Raw genomic sequence first — 11,723 nt, forward strand, 5'->3', positions numbered from 1 at the left:
GTCCGACGATCCGAAGGATGATGAGCAGTCCGACGATCCGAAGGATGATGAGCAGTCCGACGATCCGAAGGATGATGAGCAGTCCGACGATCCGAAGAGTGATGAGCAGTCCGACGATCCGAAGGATGACGAGCAGTCCGACGAACAGGATCAGCCGGACGAGGACCAGGACGGCGACGCGGCTACTGGCGAGAAGAAGGACTCTGCGGGCAGTCCTCCAGGAGGACAGTCGGGCGACCCTGGCATCAACACCGGCGACGATGGGCGCGAGGATGCAGGGCCTGATACGACAACTGCGACACTGCCGGATACAGGCGGACCATCACTCTTGCTCGCAATCCTTGGGATCGCCGTCGTAGCAGCCGGGGCAGCCGCAATGGTCTTCGCTCGTAGGCACTGAAGAGGGCGAACCGTCTCGCCTGCAACGGCGAGGCGGGTCACCTCCCACCGTTCTATCACCCGGATCGCGAATCGACCTGGCTCTGACTAGCCCGGATCCGCGGTCGTCGATTGCGGGGCGGCACATAGAACGATGGGCTATCCTTCGCGCCATGCGGATCCTGGTACTGGAGGATGAACCATCCCTCGCGAAGGCGATCCGGGCTGGGTTGCGCTTGGAAGCGATGGCCGTGGACGTCGCCGACACGGGCGATGCGGCGCTTGAGTTGCTTGGGTTGAACAGGTACGACGTGGCCGTACTCGATCGTGACGTTCCGGGGCCTCGTGGCGAGGACGTCGCTCGAGAGATCGTCACCTCAGGTGTGGGCACACCGATTCTCATGCTCACTGCGGCTGACCGGCTCGACGACAAGTCGACTGGATTCGAGGCCGGCGCAGACGACTACCTGACCAAGCCTTTTCATATGAAGGAGCTGGTGCTCCGGCTCCGGGCGTTGGGTCGACGCTCCGACCGTGCGGTGCCACCGGTACTAGAGTTGTCTGGTATACGGCTCGACCCATTCAGGCGCGAGGTCTACCGCAACGGTCAGTACATCCAGCTCACTCGAAAACAGTTCACGGTGCTCCACATTCTCATGCTGGCCGACGGCGGGGTGGTCAGTGCCGAGCAATTACTTGAGCGGGCCTGGGACGGCGACGCGGACCCCTTCACCAATGCCATCCGCGTCACCGTGTCCACGCTGCGGAAGCGTCTGGGGAACCCGTGGATCGTCACAACGGTGCCGGGCGTCGGGTACCGGATCGGCACGGATTCAGCAGGAGGTGGAGGCGCGAGTGGGTAGGCGGCCGGCGCTAAGCGCCCGCTTCAAGCTAACGCTCAGTTATGCCGCCGTGTTCCTCGTCGCCAGTTCCGCGATCCTCGCTTTGATGTACCTGCACTATGCGTGGCCCGTTATCACGTATAAGGGCCGTGTAGAAGGTAGATGGTCTCCGACGCCCTTGGGCGAGTATGTCAAGGTCGTTTGGGAAGAGGTCCCGATATTCTTCCTCCTGTACCTTGGTTTGTTCGTCCTGGGAACTTTAGGATCCTGGATGCTGGCCGGGCGGATGTTGCGGCCGTTGAACGAAATCGGAATGGCGGCTCGTATGGCCATTGGAGGCTCGCTCAGCCACCGTATCCAACTCTCCGGGCCGCGTGACGAATTTCGACAAGTCGCCGACACGTTCGACAAGATGTTGGCCCGGATCGAGCACAGCGTCGGGGAACATCAACGGTTCGCAGCCAACGCCTCACACGAACTTCGCACGCCACTGGCGATCACACGCACCCTGCTCGAAGTCGCCCGGACGGATCCTCACGCCGATCTCGATGCAGCGCTCGCGGAAGCCGACGCTGCGAACACTCGAGCCATCGAACTCACTGAGGCACTGCTGCTTCTCGGACGGATCGACGGAGCGCGGTTCGAGTTTGAGTGTGTCGACCTTTCCCTCATCGCCGAACACGTCACCCAGTGCAACACGCAGTTTGCAGACCAGCACGGCGTCATCGTCGAGATCGAGACTAAAGAGCGCTTCGTCGCCGGCGCCCCACTCCTTCTCGAACAACTTATGGTCAACTTGATCCGCAACGCCATCGTGCACAACACAGCCGAAACCGGACACGTGTGGATCAGGATCGACGGCGCGCCAGGACAAGCCAGAATCGTCATCGAGAACACAGGCCCAAACCTTGCTGCCGAGGAAGTTGCCGTTCTGGCGGAGCCGTTCCGCCGTGGCGCCGCGCGCACCCGCATTGCCCGCGAACAGCATGCCGGAGCCGGACTCGGCCTCGCCATCGTGGCATCCATCTGTCACGCACACGGTGCGGAGCTCGTCATGAGGCCTCGCCTCACCGGCGGCCTGGCCGTCATCGTCACCTTGCCCGCCGTCGAATCGCTGGCAGGGCAACAGAGTTCTGATCGACCACTGTATCGCTGACGCAAACTGCTGCTGGCGGGGATTCGACCGGCTGATTGCCGTGTAACTCTCGCCAGGAGGTCGATCGAATCTAGGTAGGTATTCATCGTTGAATGACTAGGTACGAGAGTCTGCCGAATGTGCAGTCTCGATGCAAGTATGCCCACGCTCGGATTGAGTGACGGCAGGAGCCGTCACGGGGGATGGCTGCGAAGCATAATCTTTACGCTCGCGAAACGACGATGATGATCTACTGGTCTGCGGATGGTCGGGCCAAGATGTTGGCTTGGTGAGTGTGGCGTATACGCATGAATCGGTTTCAGTGGCTGCCTGCGGGAGCCACTGAAGCCGATTCGTTGCAAATTCAATTGAACAGTGAACTGGGATCCTTCACACCGCAAGCTCATCGCTGGAATCGCATAGGTGTGTGCCGCGGGCTTGAACAAGGAGATTCCAGAGCAGAACGCGCTCGGGTGTCCTCACCCGAGCCTGGTGGCGCTGTCGCTGCCACCGCCCGAGTCCGGCCCATGGTGAGGAACCCCTGCCTCTTATTGCCATCGGTGGACCGGGTCTCCTCCAGGGCCAGCCCCCAGGCCCCCCAACCCCACCCCTGGGGGCTGGCCCTCTGGAGGGTCTCGGTGCGAGGGGCCTTGAGACGGGCCGACACCGATAAGCGGGGCATAAGGAATTCCGCTGACGTTGGTTTAACGGGCTCGAAGGTTAACTAGCTCTTGCCAGCCGGTACGCGGGTAACCCTGCGGGCGTAGCGGCATCGGCAACGGCAACCGATCGGCTGCCGTGACGAGTAAGTGATGCGACGGCACTTGGCAGGGGAGTCTTTTGTTACACGCAACAGTGCGCTCCGCGGCACCAGCGGGCGGCCCGGAAGTGGCCACGCTTGAGAATGACGCGGCGCACCTGACGATCACGACGAAGCAATGGCTAGCGCACTTGGGGGTCGATCTCGCCTCTCGACGCTGGCTCGGTCCATGGGGTGCCGAGACGACGAACAAGGCCAGGGAGGTACTCGACTCTAGGCGCGTCGTAGGCCTGGTAGGGAAGCCAGGAAGCGGCAAGTCCACCTTGCTGCGAGCGGCAGTTCAGGCTGGCGGAGTGGTCTTCGATCTCGACCGCTGGGCGTCGGCACGGTCGCGGCCGATCTCCTGGGAGGCTATCTCGGCCAACGTGCTCGGGCATGCTGATGAGCAGCCAGCGATCATCGTGGCGAAGTCCTCTGGAACACTTGCCCCGAGCATGATCCGACGGCTCGTCGACACGGCGCGCGACGGACGGATCAAGCTCGCGGTCCTCGCACATGACCAACAGGACCTGCCTGAAGAGGTGGCGGGGGCTGAGAAGTTCGAGGTGCCTCCCTTCGACCGGGCCCGCGCGGCGGCCCTCTTCGATCACCGATTCGGTATTCCGCCATTCGGTCCGACGCTGGAACATCTGTTGGCGCGAACCAGCCGTACGTACCGCGTGTTCTGCGACCTGGCCGACACGATGGCGAGGCGGGATGCGTTTCAGGAGCGGAATGGCTACCTGGTGGCGCGGCGGGTAGAGCTGGGCGGCGAGTCATCTGAGCTCTGCCCCCGGTATTCCTGGTGGCACCCGGGGCAGGAAGCACCCGCAGGCGCGAGTGATCTAGTGGATCTACTCGCGATCACCGGCGGAGCGGACTCCATCGACGTCATGGAGATCTTCGGGGTTCACGTCATTCGGTACCTGTTGCGGCGTGGGTCGATCAGGATGACCAAGAGCGAACGCCGAGTGCTGCCGAGCTCGCCTCTCCATGGGCAGATCGTCGACATCTCCCTTTCCCTGTCGCGGAAGTTCGAGCTCTACGCCCGATACGGACAGAAGCTCAGGCGGTCATGCAGTGACCCGATGACAGCGCATTCGATGTGGCGGTGGATGACACAACTCGGGCGCCAACCGGCCCGTGGGATCACCGCCATCGCCGCGAACCGAGCCAGCGCGACGGGCGCCGATTTCAATGATCCGTCCGACGAGAATGCGACCTGGCGCATCGCCGCGGCGTTCCGGGCCGCTGAAGAACGCGGAATTGAATCTGCTCTGAAGTACGTTAGCGGTACGGGTAGGGTGCCCCTGAACTCCTCGGAGTACCTGAGCGTCCTCCTGGACTCCGGCGACTATCTCGGGGCCGAGTCGCCCATGGAACTCGGTGGGAATCCCCCTCCGGACTTCATCGGACACAAGTCGGTCGTCGAGGCACTGGACCTTTTCAGAAGGGGATCGATCGCCGACGCGCGGACGATCGTCCGGACTCTCAACCTCAAGAGAATGTCGCTGCGGCCCTTGCTGCTCACGGCCTTCATGCGTCTTCAGATTGCGCGGATCTGCATGGACAACCGATTGGCGGATCAGACGGTCCAGCTCATTGGGTCCTCAGTCGGTTGGGATCGGCCCACCAACTCAGTTGCCCATTTCGCTGCGGCGCTCAACGACATCGAACAGGGACGGGTGAACTCCGCGGTCGTTGGCGCCGGCATCTTCCTTGATTCGATCCGTTCCGACACGCGACACGTACTCCGGGCGCCGGCGGAGGCGATCCGAGCTGTCGGCGCAGGCTCCGCCGGGGTGATCGACGGAATCGGCTCGACGGTTCCGGCGACTATCGAATTGACTGTCGGAACCCGCAGACTGCAAGGGCTGATGGGGATGCGTCTGGATCTGGACGAGGTTTCTGTCGGACGAGGTGTAGAGGAGCAGCTGGAGACCACCAGCCCTGAGCAGGATCCGTTCCTTTACGTCAACTTGGCCCTCACCTCGGCCGCCGTGGGAGTGGCGCCGCCACTGGAGGCCGCCGGGCAGGCCCTCAGCGCGATTGACTCGACCGGATTAGTGGCGATCTGGAGGCGCGTCCTTGCCGCATACGGCGTCGGTCAGGTTGGGCCAATCATTGAGGCAGCCGATGAATTGAACGTTCGCGGCTGCTGCTTGGAAAGCCAGCGGATCGCCAGGATTGCGAAGAACCTTCTCCGCCAGCCCGCGGCCCTGAACGTGTCGGAACAACAGCAGAGGTCGCTGAACGCCCTCGCAGCGCCCGCATGGTTGCTGCCCGCCGACGGCGCTCGGAGTCGGCGGCTGCTGACGGCGCGTGAGACCGAAGTTGTGGAGATGCTCCAGGAAGGGCTCTCGGACGCCAAGATCGCCGGGCTGCTCGGCCGGTCGGTACGGACTGTCCATGCGCATGTGCGGAACATACTTTCGAAGCTAGGGGCGTCGAACCGCCGTGAGGCGGTCGAGATTTGGGGCCGGATTAGGCGCTAGTAACAGGCGGCTTCGAGCCCCGCCGCCCAACTGCGTAGGCAATTTGAGGAGTACGTACGTAATGGGCGCCGCCTTAAGGCGGTGTCTTTCGTAATCGTCGGCCTAACCTGCATAGGCATTCTCGGGGCTCCTAGGGCCTAAGAAGAAGACGATCAACTATGTCGAGCATGGAAAATGTCTCGAGGCTTTCGGGTGGGAGTACTTTCAGTGAAGGAAACGACAGAACAGATGTCCAGGGGGCGCGGGCGGCGTACTCGATGGATCAAGCCATCAGTTGTGGGTTTGCTCTGCGCGTTCACGGCATGGCACATTCTTGCCACATTTCTGTGGATCGCGCCGCCGTCGGCCATCCGCCAGGTAGTGCCGGGAAACCTGCTGTCGACATACATGCTGCCGATGTTCGGTCAGAGCTGGAGCGTATTCGCTCCCGTACCGATCAACGGCGACCACAAGCTGGAGGTGCGGGCGACGCTAGGGACTGGGAAGTCGGCGCGAACCACCGAGTGGATCGATGCGACGCGGGCGGAGTTCTCAATGCTGCAGCGCCATCTATTCCCGCCCAGGGCGGCCATCATGGCGTCCCAGACCGCGACCGAAGTGAAGCAGTCATGGGAGAAACTCTCCGAGGAGCAGAAGAAGGTCGCTGCACTGGGCTTTTACAGCAATTCCGACTGGGAATCCCGGCTCAAGGCAGGACTTGGGATCCGGCCGAATCTGACGAAGACCTCTGCGGCTCGCTACGCGAAGGCCGACCACGTTGCGACGGCCTACGCGACCCAGGTTGCCTACGCGATGTGGGGAGACGAGGTGAGTGCCGTCCAGTTCCGGGTCACTCGGCAGAACGTCGTACCTTTCAAGGATCGCGACGTCCCTGGCGTCGAGCCACCGGCGCCGCAGATCGTTCCCACCGGTTGGCGCGGCACGATTGAGGAGCCTGGACAGTCCCGCTCGCAATTCCGTGAGACCTTCCGTCGGGCGGTATGGGAGTCGGGCCAGTGAAGCGATCGAACAAGAGTCGCGCGACAACGGTGACCGGCCGCGTGAGATACGCACTCGGTACCTGGACGGGCGGAGCCTGGGAAGTCCTTCGCTCCACGGTAGGAGCCAGCGGGAAATTCGCCTACGGCTGGCTGACCGAGAGCAAACACGCCCTTTACGGTCTCGCCGTCGGTCGAGTTCTACTCGGGGTCACCGGACTCGGTCTGCTTCTGACGAATTTCTCCACGATGTACTACTTTGCGGGATCGGGGTCGGCCTGGAACGGAGAAGGTGTCGAACCGATCAGTAGTTTCCCGAAGATCTGGATCTTCAGCCTGTTCCGCGCCGCTGCATTCAATGACTTCGCATTCACTGCGCTGTACATCGCTTTGGCAGCGCTTGCGGTTCTCGTGATCGTCGGGTTCAAGTCTCGGATTGTCATTCCCGTGTATTTCGTCGGCTGGGTGAGCTTCATTGAACTCAACGATGCGGTCGGTGACCAAGGTGACAACATGTATCGCATCGTGTTGCTGACCATGATCTTTGCGGACACGTCGGCGCGCTGGTCGGTCGACGCCTGGATCCGAGCGAATCGTCCCGACAGCCGACTCAACTTCGATGTAATTCGTAAGCTTGTCCCCGAGTGGGCGAGCGCGACGGTCAATAATCTGGCGCTCGTATCTATCGCTTGTCACGTGTGTTTCGTCTATGCGTCCGGGGCATTGTTCAAAGCCGGCGGTGAACCGTGGCGAACTGGCTATGCGATCTACAGTCCCCTGAAGACTCTCCGGTTCGGTGTATTTCCTGAACTCAGCGATCTCGTTCTGGCATCGGCGCCACTGGTCGCAGCGATCTGTTGGTCCACGATCATCCTCCAAATGGTCTTCCCTGTCGCTCTGCTCAACCGATTCAGCCGGATCATCGCTCTGGTGGGCATCACGGGATTTCACATCGGCATCGCCGTACTCATGGGCCTCCCTTGGTTCTCCATGGCGATGATCGCGATTGACACCATCTTCATTCGGGACGTGACCTGGCAGGCGATCGGCGAGCTCTTCCGACGGGGGGTTCAAGCCGGTCGAGACTCCAGCCCGGAACTGAGGAAAGCGAGTTCGGCGCGACCGCTGCCGGCCGTGCATGGCGCGGCCGCGCCATTTGCGAAGAAGCCCCGGGAGGACGCGGTCAAGGGAGCCCGAGTCTGATGCGGGGCAGGCTCACCATGTATCGACGGGGCCACACCGGACGCGTGAACGTCGTGGGGGCGGGCCCCAACGGTCTGGCGGCGGCCGTCGTCCTTGCGCGGGCAGGAATCTCAGTGCGGGTATTCGAGGCTGAAGACACGCCGGGTGGCGGCGCACGAACCGAGGAGCTGATCGAGCCCGGCACCGTGCACGATGTCTGCTCCGCGATCCATCCTTCGGCATTCGCGTCCGAATTCTTTTGTCGGTTTGCGCTCACCGAGCGGGTGGCGTTCGTGGTTCCGGATGCGTCTTTTGCCCAGCTCCGGCTCGGATCGGCTTCGTGTGTTGCCTACCGCGACCTCGAGCGGACCGCAAGCGAGCTCGGCCGATCCGGGGCCGGTTGGAAACGGACGTTCGCGCCCCTGGTCGAAGAGGGCCGGCATCTCGCCGACCTGGCCATGGGCGATCCTCGTCTGGCCCTTCGCGCGCCCGGCCTTGCCCTCCGGCTCGCGACGCGAGTCGGTCTTGACCGGGTCGGCTACTTGCGCGGGGCGTCTGCGGATCTCTTGAGCGGGGTCTCCGCCCACTCGGCACAGCCGCTTTCCACGCCGAGCGCCGCCGTCACTGGACTGGTGCTCGCCGCCTACGGTCACAGCTTCGGATGGCCGATTCCGATCGGCGGTTCAGGGCGCATCGTCGCGGCGATGGTCTCAGACCTTGAGTCGTACGGTGGCGAAATCACGACTGGCTTCCGGGTGTCCTGCATCGACGAATTGCCGCCGGCCGACGCGACGGTGTTCGACACCTCGGTTCGGACCATGCTGAGAATCGGCGGCCGGGAGGTTCCTGATCGCTATGGCCGCGTGGCCGCTCGCCAGAGGCCGGGCCCGCCGGTCTTCAAATTGGATCTGGTCCTTGATGGCCCGATTCCGTGGAACGACGCCGCGGTTCACGAGGCGGGTACCGTCCACATCGGTCAAGGCCGCGGTGAGGTTGCGGCTCGGCTCCAAGACGTCCATCGAGGACGTCGACCCGAACATCCGTTCATCATTCTGAGTCAGCCGACGACTTACGATCCGACTCGAAGTCCACGTGGTCGCACCGTTGTCTGGGCCTACGCCCACCTCCCCAAGGGCGATCCCGGGTACGGCGCCGGCCCCTGGATCCGGGATGAGATTGAACGGTACGCGCCGGGCTTCCGCGACCTCATCGTGCGATCACGTGGCGTCGGGCCGCGAGAACTCGAGGCGAAGAACGAGAACTATGTCGGCGGGGACATCTACTCTGGGGCGCTGACCCCATGGCAGCTGGCAGCGCGGCCGGTGCTGTCGGGCGACCCATGGCGAGTGGCGAACACGTCACTGTATTTGTGCTCGTCCGCCGCGACACCTGGTCCGGGAGTGCACGGGATGGGCGGATTCCACGCAGCCTCGTCGGTACTTCGGAACGTCTATCGAGACGATCGAATTCCGTCTCTTGAACCTCGAAGGTCGCCCTCGGGCTTTCGGAGGTCGCCGTGAAAGGACGAAGAGCAAAGAAGGGACCATCGACTCTCGGGGTCGCCGGAGTTCTGCTTCTGCTCGTGGGTCTTGTGTGGTCCGGTTGGATCGGCTATCAGTTCCTAGGTACCAACATCGAGGCACGACAGGCGTACGAAGAGGGAAGGTCGGAGCTCCAGCGAGAGTGGGAAGAATCTCCGCCGCCGACGAAGAAGAAGGACGACGCCAAGAAGGCGCGCTCGGAGAAACTATCCGAAGGTCGCGGGTTCGCCTTGATGCGGATCCCGCGGATCGGGCTGATCGACATTCCAATTTTGTCTGGAGTGGACGCCGGCACATTGTCCAGGGGAATCGGGCATCTTCCGAGCACCGCAATGCCGGGCGAGGTCGGGAACTTCGCGGTGGCCGGTCACCGCATCACTCATGGCGAGCCGTTCAGCCGGCTGCTGGAACTGTCTCCGGGGGACGACGTGATCGTCGAAACTCGGGACAGCATCTACACCTATCGAATCTACGCAGCGCCAAGTCAACTCACGGTCAAGGACACCGAAACCTGGGTCGTCGACCCGAATCCTCGGGCTCCAGGAAATCCGCCGACCGAGAGAGTCTTGAGCCTCACAACGTGCGAAGACCTCTTCCGTTCGCCGGACCGATCCATCGGGTTCGCGAAACTGGTTTCCGAGATTGCCAAATAGCTCTGGAGTCGACGCCTCGCGGCGATGCTAGGCAATAGCGGTTCATACCTAGGCAAAGTGTCCTCCTTTGATTTTGGCTGATGAATCGCACTGGATACCTTCAGCTTGAATCGAAAGGTGTCGGTGCAAGTTTCCCTGCACCGAGATGGCACAGAGGGGAAGCTGATGCGATTGTCAAGCAGCTGACGAGTTGGGTGACCCGACGGGACAGGATCCCTGGATTTCACAGGGTCAGTTTTACCACTAACACGAAGAGGGAACATTTATGGAATTGCAGTCGAGTCGAGCCTCGGGGCCACCACGGCGTCGAAAGGATTCGTCGACTAAGCGAACTGAGAATGCTGGTGTGGTTAGGAAGCGACGCCGCTCGATTCTTCGTTCATTGACTTCTATCGCCGCGACGGCAGGACTGGTATCGGTCGGCGCGTTCGGAAGTTCCGTGGCGCCGGCCAGCGCAGCTGACCTAGATAAGGGTTCGGCGCAATTCAGCGGAACCGTGCGCAACTACGGCGCGTACGTGTCCGGCTCGGCAGTGTTTGGAGTCCTTGACGCGCGTGCCAATATTTCTGAAAGCGTCGTGACTGCCAACTCGGCCGGCCTGTCGAAGTACGCCGGGACGGGGCCGGACTCCTTTGCGCTACCGCGTGAGGTTGCCGAGAACCCTGATTCTAGGGTGTACGCCCGGGCGACTCCTATCGCAGCTGGAGCGGTCGGGTTCCCGATCGAAATCGTGAATGCCCAAGCGTACTCGACCACCAAGATCCCGACTGCGCGCCAGAATCAGAATGGGATCAATCTGGATTTGGGTCCGATTGGCCAATTTAAAGGATTCGATGGAAGCGCTGAATCCAATTGGACCGATAATGTCTTGTCGAAGGGTGGGACGTTAGGTCGGGCAGAGCAGAATACCGGGTCGCTGGAGTTTCTCCGCTACATTCCGCTTGCCCAGATCATTCTTGATCAGATTCCTGGTGTTCAGGACGCCTTTCCGGGTCTTAGGGCCAACCTGGGCCAGAGCTCTAGCGAGGTGAAGCTCGTATCGGCAGCAACGGCGACGTGCCCGGATGCTCTTGCCGTCGAATCGACGGCGTCTTGGAACTTCGCGGATGCCAGGATTTTCAACGGCCTGGCTTCCCTGTCGTGGGGCGGGGACGCGATCGGTGAGGCGGGCGAGATCACTGTGCGCGCAAACGGCCGGCCTGGTGGTGCCGTGGTCGAACAGTCGAAGATGCCGACAATGCAAATTGAGGCATTTGGAAAGGTGATCGCCAAGCTTGACCCTGGTTTGTCTGTTGAACTGGACAGGATCTTCGAGGGAGGTAGCCCCCTGGCTATGGCTATTCGCGCCCTCGTCAATGGGCAGCTGACTTACGGCGGAACCACCAATGAAGTGGCGGAGGGGGATGGCACCCGCGCCACGGCAAGCATGAATGGTCTCAACGTCGAATTTCAGCTTCTTAATGTGAAGGCCCCGTTCACTGGATGGGATATTGGCTCGGCAGCATGGGGATCATTTGGGGTTGAACGGGCGGACCTTGAAGTCACAATGGGGGCTGGTGGCCTGAACGGCGGTCCGAACTGCGACGAAGAGCAGGATGCTTCGGCTGATCCGGATGCTGATGCTGATCCGGATGCGTCGGCTGATGCTGATGCTGGTGTGAATGCGAATGCTGCTGCGTCGGCTGCTGCTTCGGCGAAGGCTGATGATGACAGCAATGCGG

The 11,723-nt window shown here is 62.0% G+C and carries 9 protein-coding genes; all 9 read left to right on the top strand.

Annotated features, from left to right (window positions below; genetic code table 11):
- Positions 1–400, top strand: a 400-nt coding sequence (locus ACFQU4_RS37065; RefSeq protein WP_377502133.1) for an LPXTG cell wall anchor domain-containing protein, incomplete at its 5' end; no start/stop codon positions are given.
- Between the two features lie 151 nt (positions 401–551).
- Complete coding sequence (locus tag ACFQU4_RS37070; RefSeq protein WP_377502136.1) at positions 552–1,241, top strand: response regulator transcription factor; 690 nt, start codon at positions 552–554, stop codon at positions 1,239–1,241.
- Positions 1,234–2,376: a sensor histidine kinase gene (locus ACFQU4_RS37075; RefSeq protein WP_377502139.1), complete on the top strand. Its 1,143-nt coding sequence runs from the start codon at positions 1,234–1,236 to the stop codon at positions 2,374–2,376. Before ACFQU4_RS37070 ends, ACFQU4_RS37075 begins: the two co-directional genes overlap by 8 nt.
- A gap of 1,092 nt (positions 2,377–3,468) precedes the next feature.
- Positions 3,469–5,649 (top strand): response regulator transcription factor, encoded by a 2,181-nt coding sequence (locus ACFQU4_RS37080; protein ID WP_377502142.1) that lies wholly within the window; start codon positions 3,469–3,471, stop codon positions 5,647–5,649.
- A gap of 207 nt (positions 5,650–5,856) precedes the next feature.
- A complete protein-coding gene (locus ACFQU4_RS37085; RefSeq protein ID WP_377502145.1) occupies positions 5,857–6,648 on the top strand; it encodes a DUF5819 family protein in 792 nt (263 codons plus the stop codon).
- 29 nt (positions 6,649–6,677) lie between these two features.
- Positions 6,678–7,829 (top strand): HTTM domain-containing protein, encoded by a 1,152-nt coding sequence (locus ACFQU4_RS37090; RefSeq protein ID WP_377502148.1) that lies wholly within the window; start codon positions 6,678–6,680, stop codon positions 7,827–7,829.
- A gap of 17 nt (positions 7,830–7,846) precedes the next feature.
- Positions 7,847–9,328 carry a phytoene desaturase family protein gene (locus tag ACFQU4_RS37095; RefSeq protein WP_377502189.1) on the top strand — a complete coding sequence of 494 codons (1,482 nt, stop codon included), beginning with the start codon at positions 7,847–7,849 and terminating at the stop codon, positions 9,326–9,328.
- The gene (locus ACFQU4_RS37100; RefSeq protein ID WP_377502151.1) at positions 9,325–10,002 is read left to right on the top strand and encodes a class E sortase; all 678 of its coding nucleotides are present in this window, start codon (positions 9,325–9,327) and stop codon (positions 10,000–10,002) included. Before ACFQU4_RS37095 ends, ACFQU4_RS37100 begins: the two co-directional genes overlap by 4 nt.
- Before the next feature lie 346 nt (positions 10,003–10,348).
- The coding region (locus tag ACFQU4_RS37105) for a hypothetical protein (RefSeq protein WP_377502154.1) at positions 10,349–11,723 on the top strand (1,375 nt) is incomplete at its 3' end.

This window comes from Microlunatus sp. GCM10028923 (genome assembly GCF_042666975.1).
Classification (GTDB): domain Bacteria; phylum Actinomycetota; class Actinomycetes; order Propionibacteriales; family Propionibacteriaceae; genus Microlunatus.

Coding starts and splice junctions, on each gene's coding strand:
- ACFQU4_RS37070 (WP_377502136.1), top strand. CDS start 552: ATGCGGATCCTGGTACTGGAGGATGAACCATCCCTCGCGAAGGCGATC.
- ACFQU4_RS37095 (WP_377502189.1), top strand. CDS start 7,847: ATGTATCGACGGGGCCACACCGGACGCGTGAACGTCGTGGGGGCGGGC.